Consider the following 20,803-nt stretch of genomic DNA (forward strand, 5'->3'; position numbering starts at 1 on the left):
CTCAGATCACCCCGTCCGACTTCAGCAGCCGCAGTTCGTCGACGCCGAGGCCCAGCTCGGCGGCGTAGATCTCCTCGTTGTGCTCGCCCAGCAGCGGCGAACTCTTCACCTCCACAGGGGAGTCGGACAGTTTCAGCGGGCTGCCGACGGTCACGAACTCGCCCCGCTCCGGGTGCTCGACGCGCACGATCATCTCGTTCGCGATCAGCGACTCGTCCTCGACGATCTCCTTCGTCGACAGGATCGGCCCGCACGGCACGCCCCGGGCGTTCAGCCGGTCCAGGACCTCCCACTTCGGGAGCGTCGCCGACCACTCCTCGATCAGCTGGAACATCTTGTTGAGCTTCGGGAGCCGGGCCTGCGGGGTCGCCCACTCGGGGTCGTCGGCCAGCTCCGGACGCCCGATCAGCTCGGCGATCGGCCGCCAGCCGACGGGCTGCACGATGACGTACACGTAGTCGTTCGGACCCCCCGGAGCACACCGCACCGCCCAGCCCGGCTGGCCGCCGCCGGACGCGTTTCCGGAACGGGGAACTTCCGCGCCGAAGTCGTCGTTCGGATATTCAGAGAGCGGCCCTCGTGCCAGGCGCTGCTGGTCCCGGAGCTTCACCCGGCACAGGTTGAGTACGGCGTGCTGCATGGCCACGCCGACCCGCTGACCGCGCCCGGTCTTCTCGCGCTGGAGCAGAGCCGCGAGAATCCCCGCCACGGCGTGCACCCCCGTCCCCGAGTCCCCGATCTGGGCCCCCGTCGCCAGCGGCGGCCCGTCCTCGAACCCCGTGGTCGACATCGACCCGCCCATCGCCTGAGCGACCACCTCGTACGCCTTGAAATCGGTGTACGGGCCGTCCCCGAACCCCTTGATGGAGGCATAGACGATCCGTGGATTGATCTCCTGGACCCGCTCCCAGGTGAACCCCATCCGGTCCACCGCGCCGGGGCCGAAGTTCTCGACGAGGACGTCCGAGCGCCGGATCAGCTCGGTGAGGATCTCCTTGCCGCGCTCGGTCTTGGTGTTGAGGGTGATGCTGCGCTTGTTGCAGTTCAGCATCGTGAAGTAGAGCGAGTCGACGTCCGGGACGTCGCGCAACTGGCCGCGCGTGATGTCCCCGGTCGGCGCCTCCAGCTTCACGACGTCCGCGCCGAGCCAGGCGAGCAGTTGGGTGGCGGAGGGTCCGGACTGGACGTGGGTCATGTCGAGGACCCGGATGCCGTCGAGGGCCTTGCCGGTCATGGGCGTCAACCTCACTTGTACATCGTCTGGTTCATGGTTCCGGGGGCGTACGCGTCCGGGTCGACCCAGACGTTGATCAGCGAGGGCTTGCCCGACTCGCGGGCGCGCCTGAGGGCGGGGCCGATGTCGGCGGGGTCGCGGACCTCCTCGCCGTAGCCGCCGAGCATTCGCGCGAACTGGTCGTAGTGGACGTCGCCGAGGGTGTTGCCGACCCGCTGGCGGGCCTCGCCGTACTTGCGGGCCTGGCCGTAACGGATCTGGTTCATCGAGGAGTTGTTGCCGACGACGCCGACGAAGGGGAGGTCGTAGCGCACGAGGGTCTCGAAGTCCCAGCCGGTCAGGGAGAACGCGCCGTCCCCGAACAGCGCGACGACCTCCTTGTCCGGGCGCGCCTGCTTCGCGGCGAGCACGAAGGGGACGCCGACGCCGAGGGTGCCCAGCGGGCCCGGGTCCATCCAGTGGCCGGGGGACTTGGGCTGTACGACCTGCCCGGAGAAGGTGACGATGTCGCCGCCGTCGCCGATGTAGATCGAGTCCTCGGTGAGGAAGTCGTTGATCTCGCTCACCAGCCGGTACGGGTGGATCGGCGAGGCGTCCGACCTGAGCTGCGGCAACCGCTTCTCGATCGCGGCCTGTTCGACGGCGCGCAGCTCGTCCAGCCACTCCTTGCGGCCCGCCGCACCCCCGTTGAGGCGCCCGGACGCGGCCTCGGTGACCTGCTTCAGGACCAGTCCCGCGTCCCCGACGATGCCGAGGTCGATGTCGCGGTTCTTGCCGACGGTGCGGTAGTCGAGGTCGATCTGGACGACCGTCGCGTCCGGGGAGAGGCGCTTGCCGTACCCCATGCGGAAGTCGAACGGCGTCCCGACGATCACGATGACGTCGGCGCCGGAGAAGGCGTACCGGCGCGAGAGCTGGAAGTGGTGGGGGTCGCCGGGCGGGAGGGTGCCGCGGCCGGCGCCGTTCATGTACGCCGGGATGTTGAGGGTGCGGACCAGGTCGACCGCCGCCTCGGTGCCGCGCGTCGTCCAGATCTGGCTGCCCAGCAGGATCGCCGGTTTCGCGGCGTGCACGAGGAGGTCGGCGAGCCGCTCGACCGCCTCGGGGTCGCCGGCCGAGCGGGTCGAGGCGCGGTAGGCGCCGGGCCGCGGGACACGGGCCTTGTCGACGGGGACCTTCGCGTCCAGGACGTCGCGCGGGATCTCCAGGAAGGCGGGGCCGGGGGCGCCGTGGTAGCACTCGCGGAACGCCATCGACACCATGTCGGCGGCGCGGGCCGTGTCCGGGACGGTCGCCGCGAACTTCGTGATCGGCGCCATCATGTCGACGTGCGGCAGGTCCTGGAGGGAGCCCATCTTGTGCTGGGCGAGCGCCCCTTGACCGCCGATCAGCAGCATCGGTGACTCGGCGCGGAAGGCGTTCGCGACGCCGGTCACCGCGTCGGTCGTCCCCGGTCCGGCGGTGACGACCGCGCAGCCGGGCCTGCCGGTGATCCGTGCGTAGCCGTCGGCGGCGTGCGCGGCGACCTGCTCGTGGCGGACGTCGACGACTTCTATTCCCTCGTCCACGCAGCCGTCGTAGATGTCGATGATGTGGCCGCCGCAGAGCGTGTAGATGCGGTCGACCCCTTCGGCCTTCAGTGCCTTGGCGACGAGATGGCCGCCGGAGATGGTGTCCTGGGTGTCCTCGGGCATGGCGGAACCTGTCCCTTCGTAGGGGTGGTCGCAGGAGGAGAGGGTGCCGGGATGCGGCACATTGCATACAGTCGACGAATACTGTATGGACCTTGTTATCCCGCATCCCGGGGGTGCTGTCCAGGGGGTGCGCGGCACTTTCGGACATCCGGATTCCGGCCTCGCGGGGGTGCCGGGACAGGGGGTGCCGAGATCGCCGGGCGTGCGGCCCGTGCCGGCCTGCGTCTTCGTGCACTCCGAGGTGGGCCGGAACCCGGTACCCCGTCGCCGGGGCGGTCTTGACGGGGTCGTGTGACCGTGCGATCACTCAAGGTCGCCTGGTCGCGGGGCCTCCCCGCGCTGCCCCCGGCCTGCGGATACGCAGGTGAAACGCACCCCGAAACCTTGGTATTGTTGTCCATGTCGCCGCGGGGAACGCCCCACGGAGACAGACACCTTGTCCGGGTGGCGGAATGGCAGACGCGCTAGCTTGAGGTGCTAGTGCCCTTTATCGGGCGTGGGGGTTCAAGTCCCCCCTCGGACACCAGCGAAGACCCCTGTAGATCAGGGGTCTTTTTGCTGTCCGGTCACAGCGCTGGCCCTCGGCGCGACGCAACCCTTCCGAAACTGATGCGGAACAAGGGCTTGTGGCTCAATTTGATCGAGGGTTAATTTAACCGCCACGCAAAGCCGCGGCTGGCTGTCGTCACCACCTTTCCTGTGTGCTCCCGCACCTCAACCAGGGGATGAGTCATGCCAGTTGACAGAATTCAGATGTCTCGCCGGGGGTTCCTCGGCGTGAGTGCGGCGGCCGGGGTCGTCACGCTCACCGCTTGTGGGGGGTCCGCATCGGGCTCCAGCAGCGGTCCGCTCCTGATGACGGTGTGGGGCGGCGACACCGACCGGAAGACGTACCAGGCCCGCATCGACCTGCTGGTCAAGAAGTACCCGGACCTCAAGATCAAGCTCCAGCTGATCCCGAACGACTCGTACCCGCAGAAGGTCCAGACGATGATCGCCGGCGGCAGCGGGCCGGACATCATGCAGGTCGCCGAGAGCGTCAACACGTACTCCAGCAAGAACCAGTTGCTGCCCCTCGACGACCTCGCCAAGGCGGCGAAGCTCGACACCGAGCAGCGCTTCGGCCCGGTCGGCTCGCTGTACTCGTACCAGGACAAGCTCTACGCGATCCCGGACCGCTCCGGCGCGGTCACCGTGTTCTACAACAAGGACATGTTCGACAAGAAGGGCATCAAGGCGCCCACCGCGGACTGGACCTGGGACGACGCCCTCGCCGCGTTCAAGGAGCTGACGGTCCCCGGCAAGGTGTGGGGCTACAGCGGGGCCGAGTGGTGGCCGCAGTGGTGGAGCCTCGCCTACCAGAACGGCGGCACCATCATCGACGCGAACGGCCGGCCCGCCGTCGACAGCGACGCCGTGGTCGAGGCGCTCCAGTGGGCGGGCGACCTGGTCTTCAAGCACAAGGTCGTACCGAGCAAGGCGGACTACGCCGACATGGGCCCCGACATCGGCGGCGACCAGGCCTTCCCCAATCAGAAGGTCGCCACCCACGCCAACGGCTTCTGGGTCATGGGGGGCCTGACGGCCGCGAAGTTCGCCTGGGACATCGCCCCGATGTGGCGCGGCAAGAAGCAGGCCGTGTCCGCGTTCGGCAGCGGCCTCGCGATCTCCCGTACGTCCAAGCAGCGCGACAACGCGTTCAAGGCGATCGACTTCCTCACCTCCTTGGAGGCGCAGACGGAGATCATCTCCTCCGGCCAGGACGTGCCGGCCAACCTGGAGGTGCAGAAGAGCCCGGCGTTCCTCAAGCCGGCGTGGATGAAGACCCAGGTGGACATGGGTGCGTTCGCCGAGTCGAGCGCGTTCGTCTTCCGGGCGCCGTTCATCCCCGAGTGGCAGGAGATGATCGACACCATCTCCAACGGCCTCGCAGACTTCTGGCTCGGCAAGGAGCGCAGCGCCAAGAAGGCGCTGACCGCCGTGCAGAAGGACCTTGAGGCCCTCATCAAGTCCGGGTCATGACCGTCGATGGCGACCACGACCACACCGACCCCGCCGTCTGAAGCCCTGGCGGCCACCAAGACCCCCACCGCGCCGAGGAAGCAGAAGCTCTCCAAGCGGCGCCGCCGGGAGGCCCTCTCCTTCTATCTGTTCGTCTCGCCGTGGGCGATCGGCTTCCTGGTCTTCCTGCTGGGACCGATGATCGCGTCGATCTACTACTCCATGACCGACTGGGACTCCTTCACCTCGCCCCACTGGGTCGGCTTCCAGAACTACACCAAACTCCTCACGGACGACCCGGTGTTCTGGAAGGCCCTGTGGAACACCCTCTACTACGCGGCGATCTCGGTCCCGCTCGGCCTGGTGCTCGGCCTGTGGCTGGCGAACCTCCTCAACAAGCAGATCCGCGCCCGCAAGTTGTTCCGCACCCTGATCTACCTGCCGACGCTGATCCCGCTGGTCGCCACCGCGATGATCTTCCGGATGGTGCTCGCACCGAACGGCCCGATCAACGACTTCCTCGGCCTGTTCGGCGTCTCCGGACCCAACTGGCTGTTCGACGGCCCCTGGGTCAAGCCCGCCCTGATCCTGATGTCGGCGTGGGGCGCGGGCGCCGCGACCGTGCTGCTGCTCGCCGCGATGAAGGGCATCCCGCGCGAGCTGTACGAGGCGGCCGAGGTGGACGGCGCGAGCGCGACCCGGCAGTTCTGGAGCATCACGCTGCCGCACCTGACGCCCATCATCTTCTTCAACCTGATCATGGGCCTGATCGGCGCCTTCCAGGTGTTCTCGCAGGTCTACATCCTGGTCGCGAAGGGCAAGAACCCCGCCGGCTACGACGCGGCCCAGACGATGGTGCCGTTCCTGTTCGACCAGGCGTTCAACTACTACCACATGGGCTACGCCTCGGCGATCTCCTGGCTGCTGTTCCTGGTGATCCTGGTCTTCACGGTGATCGCCTTCCGCACCACCCGGCGCTGGGTGTTCTACGAGACCGAGGTGAAGTGATGGCGACCGTGGCCACCCCGCTGCGCAAGAAACGCCAAGAGGCCCCCGCCGTACGGGCGTTCCGCGCGACCCCGCTCACCTACGGCACCCTGCTGATCGTCGCGGCGGTCCTGACCACCCCGCTGGTCTTCGTCGGCTCGATCGCGCTGTCGAGCGACGCCACCGTGAACTCCGGCTCGTTCACGGTCATCCCGAAGGAGTTCCACTGGGACAACTTCTCCCGGGTCTTCAGCAGCGACCTGCCGGTGGGCACCTTCCTGCTCAACTCCGTGCTCATCTCGCTGTTCTCGGTGGCGGGACAGATCCTCTCCAGCGGCCTGGTCGGCTACGCCTTCGCCCGCCTCAGGGCGCCGGGCAAGAACGCGATGTTCCTGATCGTCATCGCGACGATGATGATCCCGACGCAGATCACGATGATCCCCCAGTTCATCCTCTTCAGGGACCTGGGCTGGGTGAACACCTTCCTGCCGCTGATCGTGCCGAACTTCTTCGCCAACGCCTTCAACGTGTTCCTGGTACGGCAGTTCGTCTCCCGGCTGCCCAGCGAGCTCGACGAGGCCGCGATGATGGACGGTCTGGGCTTCTTCGGCGTCTACCGGCGGATCATGTTCCCGATGCTCAGGCCGGTCCTGATCGCCATCGGCATCTTCACCCTCACCCATACGTGGGGCGACTTCATGGGCCCCCTGATCTACCTCAACGACGAGTCGAAGATGCCGCTCGCGCTGGGCGTGCAGTACCTCACCGCCACCTCGCAGGCCGGCCAGGCGCCGCCCTGGAACCTGGTGATGGTCGGCTCGATCCTGCTCGCGGTACCGATGATCATCGTCTACTACCTGGGCCAGAAATACCTCTACGAGATGGACATCAGCGGCGGAAGCGCAGGAGTCAAGTGAGCATCCGTATCGACGGCCGAGGCATCTGGCTCGACGGCCGCCCCCGCACCCTCCTGTGCGCCTCCCTCTTCTACTTCCGCCTCCCCCGCGAACAGTGGCGCGCCCGCCTCGCCCAGGTGAAGGCCTCCGGATACACCTGCATCGACGTCTACCTCCCGTGGAACTTCCACGAACTCGCCCCGGGCGACTGGTCGTTCGAGGGCCGTCGCGACGTCGCCGCGTTCCTCGACCTCGCCCACCAGCAGGGCCTGTACGTCATCGCCCGCCCCGGTCCCTACATCTGCTCGGAGTGGGACGGCGGCGCCCTGCCCGCCTGGCTGGGCCTGGAACCGGAGTTGAGGGTCCGTCAGAACGAGCCGCGCTATCTGGAGCAGGTCACCGCTTGGTTCGACCGGGTGCTGCCCCTGCTGGCCGAGCGTCAACTCTCGGCGGGCGGACCGGTCATCATGGTGCAGCTGGAGAACGAGCTGGACTTCTTCGACTGCGAGGACCGGGAAGGGTACGTAACCTCCCTGCGGGACACGGCACTTCGGCACGGCATCACCGTCCCGCTGATCGCCTGCTCCGGGCAGGGCGACATCGCGGGCGCCACCGGCGACGTCGAAGGGGTCGTACCGGCCTGCAACTTCTACCCCGACGACGACTCCCCGGACATCGAGCCCGAAGTCCGGCACTACGCCGACCTGTTGGCCACGAGAGACGTCCCGCTCCTCGTCACCGAGACCAACCGCCGCCACCGCACCCTGCGCCGGCTCCTCGCGAGCGGGGCCAAGCTGATCGCGCCGTATCTCCAGGCGTCCGGCTGGAACTTCGGCTACACCCCGTCCACCGGGAACTGGGGCAGCCCCGGCAACTTCATGAGCCACGGCTACGACTTCGGCGGCTACGTCTCCTCGACCGGCGTAGAACGACCCGAGTTCACCGAGGCGAAGCTCCTCGCGCGGGTCCTCGACACCTGGGGCGACCGGCTGGCCCTCGCGACGCCGGGGGCCCAACTCCCGGACGTCCACTGCGACTTCGCGACCAGTTCGACGGCCGCCACGCTGGACCTGCCGGGTGGCGGGCACCTCGTCGCCGTACCGCATCTGGGGACGACGCAGGGTACGGCCGTCGTCGGCGGCACCCCCGTCGCCGTCGCCCCCGACTCGTGCCCCCTGATGGCCGTCGGCGTACCCCTGGAACCCTGGGGGCTCGACGCCACCCTGACCCTCGCCTCGGCGGACCTCGTCGCGGCCGGGGAAGGCACCCTGGTGTTCGCCTCCACGGTCCCGGTGACCGTCGTCATCGGTGAAGCCCACGTCGTCGTCCCCGTCCCGGGGCGGACGCCGGTTGCGGGAGCGACGGTCGTCGTGCTGCCGCCGGACGAGGCGGTGCGGGTGCGCGAGGTCGGTGCGGACGGTGCCGTCGGCCTCGCCGACGCCGTACCCGCACCGGTCGTGGAAGAGCCGGCCGGTGTGGAGGAGGTGCGGGTGCGGACGGAGTCGGCGCCCGAGAAGGCGGCCGGGGTGCACGCGCTGCCGCCCGCGCTGGAGGCGCTCGGCGTGTACCGGGGGCGCGGCGCCTACCGGGCCGTCACCGACCTGACCGGCGTCGACGAACTGCTCCTGACCGGGGCCGCCGACATCGTGGACCTGACCGTCGCGGGGCGCGCCCACCCCACGCTCACCGGGTTCGGGGCCGCCCGCTCCATCGGCGTACGGGACGTGACGGGCACCGTCGCCGTCGAGGCCGTCGTCGAGATCTGGGGGCACGCCAACTTCGACGACGCCCGGCTGCCCGCGCTCCGGCTCGGCGCGCTGCGGGGGCTCGGGCGGCTGTGGAAGGTCCGGGATGCGGCCGACGTGTCCGCGGTGTGGACGGTCGACGGCCACTGGGCGGGCGGGCCCGCGCCGCTGCGGACGCTCGGCGGCTGGAGCAGTACGCGCGTCGGAGTGCCGGTCACCTATACCCGTACGGTGCACGCCGCGACCGATGCCGCGTTGCAGGTGCAAGGGGTCGTGGAGCCGCTCGTGGCGAGCGTCGACGGGGGTGAGCCGCAGGTCCTCAACGCCGAGAACCCGTGGCTGCTGCTGTCCCCCGGCACCCATGTCGTCGCCCTGACCTGGCCGCATCACCCGAGCGGCCCCGGGCTGCGGGCGCGGCTGCTCGGCCTGGACGCCGTGCGGGAGTGGTCCTGCGCCGTGCAGGACGACGTCCTGCTCACGGAGTTCGCGGGGACGCGGGGGCTCGCGGAGGTCGTGCGGCTGCCGCTGGCGCTGAAGCCGGGGGAGGAGAGGTGGATCGACCTCGATCTCCCGGACGACACAGGGCGGTTGATCCGCCTCGACGCCTCGCAGGTACGGGTCACCGGGTGGGCCGGCGGGGAGTGCCTCGGGCGGGTCTGGGCCGGGGAGCGGCCCGCGTTCTCCGGCGGGAACCCGGACGTGCTGTGGGTGCCGCGCGGCTGGCCGGGACCCGTCACCCTGCTCGCGCGGGGAATGGAGGGGCGTGGCGAGCCGGAGATCCGTACCCTGACGCTGGAGCCGGCGACAAGAGAATGAACGAGGGGGAGCGCGTGGCGCGGCACACGGCACGGGACCTGCGCGGCGAGAACCGTTTCGCGGTGCTGCACGCTCTGTTCGACCTCGGCCCCTCCTCCCGCCAGGAGCTGGCCCGGCACACCGGGCTGAGCCAGGCCACCGTCACGACCCTGGTCGGCGAGTTCCTGGCGGAGGGCGTCCTCGTCATCGCGGCGAGGGAGCGCGGCGGGGTCGGCCGCCCGTACGAGCGGCTCGCCATCGACCCCGACCGGGGGCGGATCGTCGGCGTCGACGTCGCCGAGACGTACGTCGTCGCCACGGTCTACGACCTCACCCTGGGCGTCCTCGGCCAGGGCGAGGTGGCGCTCGACGAGCACGAGAACGCGCAGGGGTACGTCGTCGACGGCATCGTCTCCGCGATCGGGATCGCCGTCGACGCGGGGGGCGTCGGACGGGAGCGGATCGTCGGCGTCGGGGTGAGCATGCCGGGCCATGTCCACCCCGAGACGGGCGTCTCGGTGTTCGCCCCGAACTGGGACTGGCACGACGTACGGATCGAGGAACTCCTCGCCGCCCGGCTGGAGTTGCCCGTCCACGTCGACAACCCGCTGAAGGCGGTCGCGCTGTCCGAGATGTGGTTCGGGGTGGGGCGCAGCGTCGACAGCATGGCCGTCGTCAACCTCGGCACGGGCGTCGGCGCCGGTATCGCCCTGGGCGGCTCGCTGATCCGGGGCACCACCAACAACGCGGGGGAGTGGGGGCACACGCTCCTGGAGCTGGACGGCCGCCCCTGCCGCTGCGGGCGGCGCGGCTGCGTCGAGGCGTACGTCGGGGCCGCCGGGCTTGAGGCGACGCTCGCCGCGATCGCGCCGGACCACCCGGCGCTGCGGCGCAGGGGGCAGCGGGACTTCGTGGTCGCCGTCGCCGACGGGCTCGCGGCGGGCGACCCCGTCGTGGAGGAACTCCTCGCGCGCACCGCGCACTATCTGGCCGCGGCGCTCGGGGACCTGGTCAATCTGCTGAACGTGCCGACGGTCACGCTCACCGGCTGGATGTCCCGCGCGCTGGCCGACCGGCTGGTTCCGGCCGTCCGTGAGGAGCTGCCCCGGCACGTCCTGCCGGGCTCGCTCCCGGGGCTGACGGTCCAGGCGTCGCCGGTGCCGGGGAACGCCGTCGCGCTGGGCATGGCCGCGTTCACGCTGGAGCGGTTCCTGGAACGGCTGGGGCTGGCGAGCCCAGCCCGCGCACGGGTTCAGTAGGGCATTGGCCGCCCCCAACTGACTGACCGTCAATGTCTGTTCAGGGCCCGGGATTGGCGATCCTTGACCGGTTCTCGCGGTGATACGATCACGGCGCTTGCAGAGCGGGCGGATGGGTGCACGACGATGCCCCCGGTGCGGGCGGTCTGCCGGTCCACCCGCGTTGACGGGAATTCAGCTACTGGCCGTCAGTCGCCTGAAGAGAGTCTTATGACGCATTACATAGAGAAACCGGCCTTCTGGGCTCTCCTCGCATTGCTGGCCTTGTTGGCCCTCGCGATCGCCCTCGTCGTCCGCCTGCGCCGGGCGGCCCGCGAATTGAGGCAGGAGGTCACCGGTCTCAAGACGCACTACGCCGAACTGGAGAACCAGTACACGGAATCCGTCGAAGCCGCCCAGGAAAGGGCGGAAGAAGCGACGAAGACGGTACTGAAATCCGCCATGCGCACCCTCCAGGGCCTCGCCCTGGAACAGCAGCTGATCGTCTCCCGGCTCCAGAACAAATACGGTGACTCGGTCATGCTCCAGGACCTCCTGGAGATCGACCACACCAACTCCCAGTTCGGCCGCCGAGCCCAGTCCATCGCGGTGCTCTGCGACGGCTGGCTCGGACGGCAGCGCGACGTCGCCTCCGTCTACGACGTCGTCCGCAGCGCCCAGGGACGCGTCCGGCACTACCGCCGCATCGAGATCCTCTCGCAGGTCGACTTCGGCATCACCAGCCGCGCCGTCGAACCCGTGGCGCTCGCCCTCGCCGAGATCCTCGACAACGCCACCAGCTATTCCAGCCCGGACACGGTCGTCGAGATCAACATCCGCACCGTGCCCAAGGGCATCTGCATCGTCGTCGACGACGCCGGTGTCGGCATGAACGACGAGGAACGCGTCAAGGCGGAGAAACTCCTCTCCAGCGAACGCGTCACCGGCGTCTCCGCGCTCGGAAATCCCCCGCAGTTCGGCTTCGCGGTCATCGGCGTGCTCAGCGAGCGCTTCGGCTTCGAGGTGTCCGTCGACTCCTCCTCCCCGTACGGCGGCGTCCGCGCCGTCCTGCTCCTGCCGCACGACCTCCTCACCGGCGCGCCCCAGCAGAAGGAGCCCGCGCCGGTCGTCACCACGGTCAGCGCGCCCGAGTACGCCGCGCCCGAGGCGACGCCGCTCGCCGCCGCCACGACCTCCGACGGCCTGCCCAAGCGGCGCCGCAAGCGGCCGATGGCGATCGTGCCGGGCAGCGGCTCCACGGAGACCGCCGCCCCGGGCCGGTCCCGCTCCGGCGCCGAGACCGCCGCGATCATGGGCGCCTTCCAGCGCGGCACCCAGTCCGGCCGCAGTGACGGGGCGGACCAGACGAGCAGCACAAGAGGTGCGAGCAGCGAAGGGCATGATGTCTCGTGAACGCCGATCTGTCATGGATGCTTGACAGCGCCCTGGAGATTCCCGGGGCCCTGCACGCCGTCCTGATCTCCGCCGACGGGCTCCTGATGGCCCGCACCAAGGAGTTCGACAAGGACAACGCGGACCGGGTGGCCGCCGCGATGAGCGGTGTCCAGTCGCTCAGCCGTTCGCTCGCGTTCTTCTGTGAGGACCGCTCCCAGCAGTGGCGCCAGACCCTCGTGGAGTTCGACGGCGGCTGGGTCTTCCTCATCTCCGCCGGGGAGGGCGCCTACCTGGGCGTCTCCGCGACGCCCGAGGTCGACATGCAGGACATCACGTTCCGTATGCAGCAGCTCGTCGGCCAGCTCGGCAAGGCGCTCACCACGCCGCCGCGCGAGAACATCGGCGTCCAGGCATGAGCGGATACGGCGAATTCGAGCCCCAGACGCCGGAGTTAGTGCGACCGTACGTCATCACCAGGGGACGCGTACTGCCCGACGAGGGCCAGCTCTCGCTCATCACCCTGGTCACGGCCGCCCCCGGCGACCGGCGCCGCCCGACCCGGCTCACCCCCGAGGAGCAGAGCCTCCTCGACCTCTGCGACGCCGGCTACCTGTCGGTCGCCGAGATCGCCGGCCACACCCAACTGCCCCTGGGCGTCGTGAAGATCCTCCTCGCCGCACTCGTCGAGGCCGGTCATCTCGTCACCCGTCCGCCCGTCCAGCGGGCTCCCCTCGCCGACCGGGAAATCCTGGAGGAGGTGCTGAATGGTCTCCGCGCAAAGTTTGGATGAGACGGCGTACGTCCGCGGCGGCGAGCAGCAGACGGCCGTCAAGATCCTCGTGGTCGGCCACTTCGCGGTGGGCAAGACCACGTTCATCGGGGCGATCTCCGAGATCGAACCGCTGACCACCGAGGAGACGATGACCCGGGCCGCCGAGTCCGTCGACGACCTCAAGGGTGTCCAGGGCAAGACCACCACCACGGTCGCCATGGACTTCGGCCGCCTCACCATCAGCGACCGCGTCGTGCTCTACCTGTTCGGCACCCCCGGACAGCAGCGCTTCGTCCAGATGTGGGAGGACATGGCACGCGGCGCCCTCGGCGCCCTCGTCCTCGTCGACCCCGAGCGGCTCGCCGACTCCTTCGAAGTCATCGACCTCATCGAGCAGTTCGGCCTCGACTACGCCATCGCCGTCAACCACTTCGACGGGACGCCCCCGCGTGACGAGTCGGCCCTGCGCGAGGCGCTCGACCTGCTGGACGACACCCCGATCGTGACCTGTGACGCGCGCGACGAGAAATCCTCGGCCGAGGCGCTGATCAGGCTGGTCGAGTTCCTGATGGCACGCTCCCACTGACACCCACTCTTCTGACGCGGGACCAACGGGGGTCCCGCCGCGGCGAGTTGCCCGGCGTATGCCGTAACACGTTCACCGAACCTGTTCACTCGAAGAGGCAGACCAAGCAGACATGGACGACGACCGATCCACCACCCCGGTGCCCCCGCCCGGGTGCCCGGCGCACAACTCGGGCGGCCGAGTGCCGCTGTACGGTCCGGAGTTCGCGGCGGACCCCCAGGCGTACTACACCTACATGCGCCACTACGGACCGACCGCGCCGGTGGAACTCGCCCCCGGCGTCGAGGCCACCCTCGTCACCGACTACGCCACCGCGCTCCAACTCCTCCAGGACACCGGCTCGTTCCGCAAGGACGCGCGCCGCTGGCGGGACTTCAACGAGGGCAAGGTGGCCCCGGACAGCCCGGTCGCCCCGCTGCTCGTGTACCGGCCCAACGTCATGTTCAGTGACGGCGCCGACCATCTGAGGCTCCGTCAGGCCGTCGCGGACAGCCTCGCCCGGATCGACTCCCGCAAGCTCGCCCAGAGCATCGAGCGGATCTCCGGCTACCTCCTCTCCCAGTTCTCCACGCGCGGTTCGGCCGACCTCCTCGGCGACTACGCCAAGCAGCTCCCGCTGTTCGTCTTCAACGAACTCTTCGGCTGCCCCGCCGACATCGGCGACCGCGTCCTGTTCGGCATCTCGGGCATGTTCGACGGGGTCAACGCGGAGAAAAGCGCCGAGGTCCTCTTCCAGGCCATCGGCGAACTCGTCGTCCTCAAGCGCTCCCGGCCCGGCGAGGACGTCACCACCTGGCTGATGCGCCATCAGTCGGCGCTCACCGACGAGGAGATGGTCCACCAGCTCGCCCTCCTCCTCGGCGCCGGCATCGAACCGCTGCGCAACCTCATCGGCAACACCCTGCACCGGCTCCTCACCCACGACCGGTACGGCGGGGGCGGCGGACTCATCGAGGAGGCGATGGACGACACCCTGTGGGAGAACCCCCCGATATCGAACTTCGCCGCCCACTACCCCTCCGCCGACCTGGAGTTCGCCGGCCACAAGGCCACCGAGGGCGACCTCATGCTCGTCAGCTTCGTCGCCGCCAACACCGGCCCCGCGCTGACCGCCGCCCGGCAGGCCGGCAGCAACCGCGCCCACCTCTCCTGGAGCGCGGGACCGCACGCCTGCCCCTCGAAGGACCCCGCGCGGCACATCGCCGTCGCCGCCATCGAGAACCTCCTCAACCAGCTCCCCGACGTCGAACTCGCCGTCCCCGAGGGCAGCTTGACCTGGCGTCCGGGTCCCTTCCACCGGGCGCTCGCCGCGCTGCCCGCGCGCTTCACGCCGGTCAAGACCGTGCACAAGCCCGCGCCGCAGCCGCGTACGCAGGCCCCGGCGCCCAGCGTCGACGCCGGGCGCAGGCCCGAACGCGGGGGTGTGTGGAGCCAGTTCCTCAACTGGCTCACCAAGTGATTCACACAACATCCACAGGGTTTTCCGTAATCGCATGAAGGTTCGTCACCGGGGGTAGTGAGCAACGCGGTATCCGTGTTGCTCATGAGACGAAGGAGGTGTCATGAACCTCAGGTTCCACGACACCACTGCGCTTCGGCGCCCCGTACGGCAAGCCCGCAGCGGGCCGTACATAACCGGGGGGCGGTCGCACGCCCCCACCCCGACGGACCAACTCCACAGCCGCGACCACGAGATACCCGCCCCACAGGGCGGGTATCTTCATGCCCAAGCTCTTTTCCGGGCCGTGCTCCCGGAGGTGGCGTGATGACCGCCACCGCGCCCAGGGTTGGCGACGGCGCGCCCACGCTCGGGGCCCTCACCGTCGGCCAGTTGCTCCGCCTCTGCGACATCTCGGGGCTCGCCCCCGCCGACGCCGAGCGCTACGCCGCCGTCCTGCTCACCGCCCTCGGACCCGTCGCCGAACGGCCGTTGGACCTGCCGCCACCCACCCGCACCTTCCTCTCCGACGACCACACCCCCGTCGAGTTCTCCCTCGCCCATCTCCCCGGCGAGCCGCCCGCCCTGCGCGTCCTGGTCGAACCCGGCTGCCTGGAACCGGACTTGGCGGGCAACGGCCGTACCGGGCTCGCCGTCGTCCACGAACTCGCCCGCGCCTGGAACTTCTCCACCGTCCAACTCGACGCGCTCACCGACCTGTTCCTCCCCGACGACCCCCACGGGCCGCTCGCTCTGTGGATCGCCCTCGAACTGCGGCCCGGCGGCGTCCCGGCCGTCAAGGTCTATCTCAACCCCTCCGCCTCGGGGCCCGCGCGAGCCGCCGCGACCGTCCGTGAGGCACTCCAACGCCTGGGCCACCCCGAGGCGTTCGACTCGTTGCCCGACGCCGACGGCTACCCGTTCCTCGCCCTCGACCTCGGGGACTGGGACACACCCCGGGCGAAGGTCTACCTCCGGCACGACGACCTCACCGCCGCCCGCGCCGGAACCCTCTCCAGGACCGTACCCGGGCCGTCCGCCGGGGAGGTCGAGGAGTTCCTTACGCTCGCGGGGGGCTTCGACGAGGCTTCGGGCGATGCTCGTCTACACGTGCCACTGGCCGGGCGGCCCGGTCTGACCTGCCACGCCTTCACCGAGAACCGGACGGGGCGGCCGAGCGGGTTCACCCTTCATGTCCCGGTCCGTGACTACGTCCGTCACGACGGGGACGCCCTCGGCCGTGCGGCCCGCGCGCTGCGGCGGCACGGTATGGATCCGGCGGGGCTGCGCCGGGCGATGGGGGCGCTCACCTCGCGGCGGCCCGAGGACGGTGCCGGGCTCATCGCCTATCTGGCGCTCGTCCATCAGCAGGGGCGGCCTACGCGGATCACCACGTATCTCTCGGCGGAGGCGTACGAGGTGCGGGCGCCGCTGGTGCGGGTGCCTGCGCATGGCAGGGTTCTGTCTGATATGTGAGGTGTCATGAGCATGGCATGAATGCCGAGGGGGGTGGGGGGACTCCCCTCGGAGCGTGGGGTGTGGGGTTTTGGGGTTGTGAGGTGTAGGGCGGCCTGTCTTACTCGGCGCGCAGTTCCTCCAGGTACTGAGCCACGCCGACCTGCGTCGACGAGCCTTCCGTCTGGCCGTACTGGCCCGCGATCCCGGCGAGGTAGTCCGCGATCTCCTTGCGCATGACCTCGGGGGCCGGGAGGGACGCCTCGCCCGTGAGGATGCGGGCGATCCAGCGGGCCTGCGCCTCGACGAGGCGGGTGATGGAGCCCAGTGGACGGACCATGCCGGCGAAGTACAGGCCCGGTCGGTCGGCCGCGACGACCCGCTTGTACAGCTCCACCGCGCCGCCCGGCCCTCTCGGGCAACCGGCGGGCAGGTACGGGAAGTCCATGCGGTAACCGGTGCAGTAGACGATCGTGTCGGCGGCCACGGAGGTGCCGTCGGTGAACACGACCCGGTCGCCGTCGATACGGTCGATCGCCGGTTTCGCGGTCACCTCGCCGTGCCGGATCCGGCTGAGGATCTCGTCGGAGATCGTGACCGCCGACGCGAACAGCGGGTGGTCGGGCTCGGGGAGGCCGTAGTCGGAGATCTTGCCGTGCACGACGAGCAACGCCTGTTCGATCAGGCGCCGTTGCTCCTCCAGGGACATCGCCGTCCACCACGGCGCGTCCGCGATCTCGTCCAGGGACATGCCGAAGAGCTGCTTCGGCAGCACGTGCAGGCCACGGCGTACCGACATCACCGTGTGCTCGGCGTGCCGGGACAGGTCGGCGGCGATGTCCACGGCCGAGGCGCCGAGGCCGACGACCACGACCCTGCGGCCGGTGAAGTCGCTGCCGTCGCGGTAGTCCAGGGCGTGCAGAATCGTTCCGTCGAAGGTGTCGGCGCCGTCGGGGAGGGCCGGCATCACCGGCTGCGTGTTGTGGCCCGAGGCGACGATGACGTGGGCGAAGCCGCGGGTGGCGGTGCCGTCCGGGCCCTTGCTGACGACGGTCCACGAACCGTCGTCCTCCTGGCGCACCGACTCGACCGTGGTGTCCAGCTCGATGTGGTCCAGCAGGCCGGCCCACTCGGCGAACGACCGCAGGTATGCGGCGACTTGGCTGTGCCGGGGGTACAGGGGGTACGAGTCCGGCATCGGGAAATCGGCGTAACCGGTGAGCTGCCTGGCCGTGTTGAGGTGCAGTGACAGGTAACCGGGGCCGCGCTCACCGGCGTCGGGCTGGCGCCACAGGCCGCCGACGTCCGGGGCCTTCTCCAGGCAGACGAACTCGACGCCGTGCTCCTTGAGTTGCCGCGCCGTCGCCAGTCCCGACAGGCCTGCGCCGATCAGGCATACTCGCATGCTGATTTCCCCACTTCCCGCACAGGAACGGCACGATCCTTTCGCTCAACGGGGATTGACATGCCCGGGCGGCACTTGTGTCACGCGTGTCACGTCAGCGACAAGGATCACAGGAGGCGGTCTTGTGCATGGGCGGAAGGCGGGGGTGTCCTATCTCCGTGCCGTCGCCCACAACCCCCGTACGTGGCCCAGGTGTTGGGTCATGATCGTGCGGACGGCCTCCTCGTCGCGGGCCAACAGGGCGTCTACCAGGGCGAGATGCTCGGCTGCGGACGCGGGGAGGTGGCCGGAGGCGGCGAGTGCTTCGAGGCCGTACAGGCGGGAGCGGCTCCGCAGGTCGCGGACCACCTCCACCAGGTGCGTGTTGCCGGCGAGAGCGAGCAGGTCCAGGTGGAAGCGGGTGTCCGCCTCGACGTATGCGACGAGGTCGCCGGCTGCCGATGCGGTGACGATCTCCTGAGCTAGGGGGCGTAGGGCTTCCAGGGACGCCGGGTCCGCCGTCTTCGTGAGACCCACCACCGTAGGGATCTCGATCAGTGCCCTGATCTGCGTGTACTCGTCGAGTTGTATGTCGGAGACTTCGGTGACCCGGAAGCCCTTGTTCGGGACCGCGTCGACCAGGCCCTCCTTCGCGAGCTCCAGCATCGCCTCGCGTACTGGGGTTACCGATACGCCGAACCGTGCCGCGATTCCTGGCGCCGAGTACACCTCACCGGGGCGGAGTTGGCCCGCGATCAGTGCGGCTCGTAGTGCGTCCACGACCTTCTGTCGGTAGCTGCTGCGTCGCCCCAGCGTGGGGAGGTTCTCCGGCACAGGGTTCTCGGTCACAGGACGAACCCCGCCGGGAAGGGGTCTGTCGGGTCCAGCAGGTACTGTGCCGTCGCCGTGATCCAGGCGCGGCCGGTGAAACTCGGGAGTACGGCGGGGAGTCCGGCCACCTCCGTCGTACCGAGGAGGCGGCCCGTGAAGCTGGTGCCGATGAAGGACTCGTTCACGAACTCGGTGTGCAGGGGGAGTTCGCCGCGCGCGTGGAGCTGCGCCATGCGCGCGCTCGTGCCCGTACCGCAGGGGGAGCGGTCGAACCAGCCGGGGTGGATCGCCATCGCGTGCCGCGAGTGACGGGCCGTCGAACCCGGCGCGATCAGGTGGACGTGATGGCAGCCCCGGATCGACGGATCCTCCGGATGCACCGGCTCCTCCTCGGAGTTGATCGCCTCCATCAACTCCAGCCCCGCGCGCAGGATGTCGTCCTTGCGGGCGCGATCGAACGGCAGCCCGAACTCGTCCAGCGGCAGGATCGCGTAGAAGTTGCCGCCGTACGCCAGGTCGTACGTCACCGTACGGCCGTTGCCGAGCGTGATCTTGCGGTCCAGGGCGACCGCGTACGACGGGACGTTCCGCAGCGTCACCGCCTTCGCCGCGCCGCCCTCCACCTCGACCTCGGCGACCACCACTCCGGCCGGGGTGTCCAGGCGGATCGTCGTGACCGGTTCCGTCACCTCCACCATGCCGGTCTCCACGAGGACGGTTGCCACGCCGATCGTGCCGTGTCCGCACATCGGGAGGTAGCCGGAGACCTCGATGTAGACCACGCCCCAGTCGCAGTCCGGGCGGGTCGGGGGCTGGAGGATCGCGCCGCTCATCGCCGCGTGGCCGCGCGGCTCGTTCATCAGCAACTGCTTGATGTCGTCGCGGTGTTCGCGGAAGTAGAGGCGCCGCTCGTTCATCGTGGCGCCGGGGATGGTGCCGATGCCGCCGGTGATCACTCGGGTGGGCATGCCCTCGGTGTGCGAGTCGACGGCGTGGAGGACCAGTTTGCTGCGCATGGCCGGGGGCCTTTCCGTGGGGTGGGGGAGGCGGGGTGGTGCGCGGGGTTGATGCGGGCGGGCGGGAGGTGGGGGTGGGTGTGTGAGGTCGATGTGGGTGTGCGGGAAGCAGGAGTGGCGCGCGGGGTCGGTGGTCGCGCGCCAATCTCCCGGCCGCTTCCGCGAGTTGGCCAAGTCGCCGGTGGGGTACGGGAGTTCGCGTGTCACGCGAGTCCGGCTGCCACCGCCTTCTCCGTCGCCGACCGTACGGCCGTCTCCTGCTCCGGCAGCAACGGGACGCGGGGCGGGCGGCATTGGCCTCCGTGGCGGCCCACGATGTCCATCGACAGCTTGATCGCCTGGACGAACTCGACGCGGGAGTCCCAGCGGAGCAGCGGGTGCAACTGGCGGTACAGCGGGAGCGCCGTGGTGAGGTCGCCGGCCACCGCCGCGCGGTACAACTCGACCGACGCGCGCGGCAATGCGTTCGGGTAGCCGGCGACCCAGCCCTTCGCCCCGGCCACGGCCAGCTCCAGCAGGACGTCGTCCGCGCCGATCAACAGGTCAAGGTCCGGGGCGAGTTCGGCCAGGCGGTAGGCCCGGCGGACGTCGCCGGAGAACTCCTTCACGCCCTGGATGTAGCCCTCGCCGTGGAGTTGGGCGAGGAGTTCCGGCACCAGGTCGACCTTGGTGTCGATGGGGTTGTTGTAGGCCACGACCGGCAGTCCCGCTTTCGCGACCTCGGCGTAGTGGCCGAGCACCGCGCGCTCGTCGGCGCGGTACGCGTTCGGCGGCAGCAGCATCACCGCGCCGCAGCCCGCCTCGGCCGCGCGCTCGGCCCAACGCCGGGACTCCGCCGCGCCGTACGCGGCCACGCCGGGCATGACCCGGTCGCCGCCGATCGCCGCGACGGCCGTCTCCATGACCTTGGTGCGCTCTTCGGGGGTGAGGACCTGGTACTCACCGAGGGAGCCGTTCGGGACGACGCCGTCGCAGCCGTTGGCGATGAGCCAGGTGCAGTGGTCGGCGTACTTGTCGTAGTCGACGGAGAGGTCGTCGTTGAGGGGGAGGGCGGTGGCGACGAGGACGCCGTGCCAGGGGCGGGTGCGAGGGGTGGGGGGCGTGGGCATGGGGGCCTCCGGGGCAGATGAGGGGGTGGTTGGTGGGTGGGGGTGCGGGTGGCGGGGCGAGGGCGGGGGTCGTGTCGGGGAGGTGGGCCGTGCGGGGGTGCGGTGTGACAGGGGGAGTGTCACGTGCTCGGCCGTTCTCGCCGGGTGGTGCGGCGTGCGGGTTGCCGTTCTCGCCGGGGGCGCGTCCGGATCGCCGTTTCTGCGGGGCGGGCGCCGTGAGGGCCGCC

Annotated in this window: 17 protein-coding genes and 1 tRNA gene; 12 read left to right on the forward strand and 6 right to left on the reverse strand. The window is 69.9% G+C overall.

Going from position 1 to position 20,803, the window contains the following annotated elements; translation table 11 throughout:
* Position 1 precedes the first annotated feature (1 nt).
* Both frc and J8M50_RS38810 read right to left on the reverse strand, forming a co-directional pair.
* Entirely contained in the window at positions 2-1,234 is a 1,233-nt protein-coding gene (gene frc / locus J8M50_RS38805; protein ID WP_010358076.1) for a formyl-CoA transferase, read from the reverse strand.
* Positions 1,235-1,245: 11 nt separating this feature from the next.
* A complete protein-coding gene (locus J8M50_RS38810; protein ID WP_010358077.1) occupies positions 1,246-2,928 on the reverse strand; it encodes a thiamine pyrophosphate-binding protein in 1,683 nt (560 codons plus the stop codon).
* A gap of 438 nt (positions 2,929-3,366) precedes the next feature.
* Here J8M50_RS38810 and J8M50_RS38815 point away from each other — a divergent pair.
* From J8M50_RS38815 to J8M50_RS38870, 12 genes are all read left to right on the forward strand, one after another.
* A tRNA-Leu gene (locus tag J8M50_RS38815) sits at positions 3,367-3,454 on the forward strand.
* Positions 3,455-3,681: 227 nt separating this feature from the next.
* A complete protein-coding gene (locus J8M50_RS38820; protein WP_223786391.1) occupies positions 3,682-4,950 on the forward strand; it encodes an ABC transporter substrate-binding protein in 1,269 nt (422 codons plus the stop codon).
* Between the two features lie 6 nt (positions 4,951-4,956).
* Entirely contained in the window at positions 4,957-5,937 is a 981-nt protein-coding gene (locus J8M50_RS38825; RefSeq protein ID WP_010358080.1) for a carbohydrate ABC transporter permease, read from the forward strand.
* Positions 5,937-6,833, forward strand: coding sequence for a carbohydrate ABC transporter permease (locus J8M50_RS49860; RefSeq protein WP_010358081.1), 897 nt, complete (start codon positions 5,937-5,939; stop codon positions 6,831-6,833). The genes J8M50_RS38825 and J8M50_RS49860 overlap by 1 nt, the downstream gene beginning before the upstream one ends.
* Positions 6,830-9,373 (forward strand): beta-galactosidase, encoded by a 2,544-nt coding sequence (locus tag J8M50_RS38835; RefSeq protein WP_010358082.1) that lies wholly within the window; start codon positions 6,830-6,832, stop codon positions 9,371-9,373. Before J8M50_RS49860 ends, J8M50_RS38835 begins: the two co-directional genes overlap by 4 nt.
* Positions 9,374-9,387: 14 nt before the next feature.
* On the forward strand, positions 9,388-10,611 hold the full coding sequence (locus tag J8M50_RS38840) for an ROK family transcriptional regulator (protein ID WP_100216880.1): 1,224 nt from the start codon (positions 9,388-9,390) through the stop codon (positions 10,609-10,611).
* A gap of 210 nt (positions 10,612-10,821) precedes the next feature.
* A complete protein-coding gene (locus J8M50_RS38845; RefSeq protein ID WP_010358085.1) occupies positions 10,822-12,003 on the forward strand; it encodes an ATP-binding protein in 1,182 nt (393 codons plus the stop codon).
* A complete protein-coding gene (locus tag J8M50_RS38850) occupies positions 12,000-12,401 on the forward strand; it encodes a roadblock/LC7 domain-containing protein (protein WP_010358086.1) in 402 nt (133 codons plus the stop codon). Before J8M50_RS38845 ends, J8M50_RS38850 begins: the two co-directional genes overlap by 4 nt.
* Entirely contained in the window at positions 12,398-12,775 is a 378-nt protein-coding gene (locus tag J8M50_RS38855) for a DUF742 domain-containing protein (protein ID WP_010358088.1), read from the forward strand. The genes J8M50_RS38850 and J8M50_RS38855 overlap by 4 nt, the downstream gene beginning before the upstream one ends.
* Complete coding sequence (locus tag J8M50_RS38860) at positions 12,750-13,343, forward strand: GTP-binding protein (RefSeq protein WP_010358089.1); 594 nt, start codon at positions 12,750-12,752, stop codon at positions 13,341-13,343. The genes J8M50_RS38855 and J8M50_RS38860 overlap by 26 nt, the downstream gene beginning before the upstream one ends.
* Positions 13,344-13,455: 112 nt before the next feature.
* Positions 13,456-14,802, forward strand: coding sequence for a cytochrome P450 (locus J8M50_RS38865; protein WP_075692633.1), 1,347 nt, complete (start codon positions 13,456-13,458; stop codon positions 14,800-14,802).
* 306 nt (positions 14,803-15,108) lie between these two features.
* A complete protein-coding gene (locus J8M50_RS38870; protein ID WP_010358092.1) occupies positions 15,109-16,257 on the forward strand; it encodes a tryptophan dimethylallyltransferase family protein in 1,149 nt (382 codons plus the stop codon).
* A gap of 100 nt (positions 16,258-16,357) precedes the next feature.
* On the opposite strand, the gene J8M50_RS38875 is transcribed toward J8M50_RS38870, so the two are convergent.
* From J8M50_RS38875 to J8M50_RS38890, 4 genes are all read right to left on the reverse strand, one after another.
* Positions 16,358-17,641 (reverse strand): flavin-containing monooxygenase, encoded by a 1,284-nt coding sequence (locus J8M50_RS38875; protein ID WP_010358093.1) that lies wholly within the window; start codon positions 17,639-17,641, stop codon positions 16,358-16,360.
* Between the two features lie 150 nt (positions 17,642-17,791).
* A complete protein-coding gene (locus J8M50_RS38880; protein ID WP_029184404.1) occupies positions 17,792-18,469 on the reverse strand; it encodes a GntR family transcriptional regulator in 678 nt (225 codons plus the stop codon).
* Complete coding sequence (locus J8M50_RS38885) at positions 18,466-19,467, reverse strand: proline racemase family protein (RefSeq protein ID WP_010358096.1); 1,002 nt, start codon at positions 19,465-19,467, stop codon at positions 18,466-18,468. Before J8M50_RS38885 ends, J8M50_RS38880 begins: the two co-directional genes overlap by 4 nt.
* Before the next feature lie 203 nt (positions 19,468-19,670).
* Positions 19,671-20,576, reverse strand: a complete 906-nt coding sequence (locus J8M50_RS38890) for a dihydrodipicolinate synthase family protein (protein ID WP_010358098.1) — start codon at positions 20,574-20,576, stop codon at positions 19,671-19,673.
* Positions 20,577-20,803: the final 227 nt, after the last annotated feature.

The sequence above is a fragment of the Streptomyces acidiscabies genome, from assembly GCF_020010905.1.
GTDB classification, from domain to species: domain Bacteria; phylum Actinomycetota; class Actinomycetes; order Streptomycetales; family Streptomycetaceae; genus Streptomyces; species Streptomyces acidiscabies.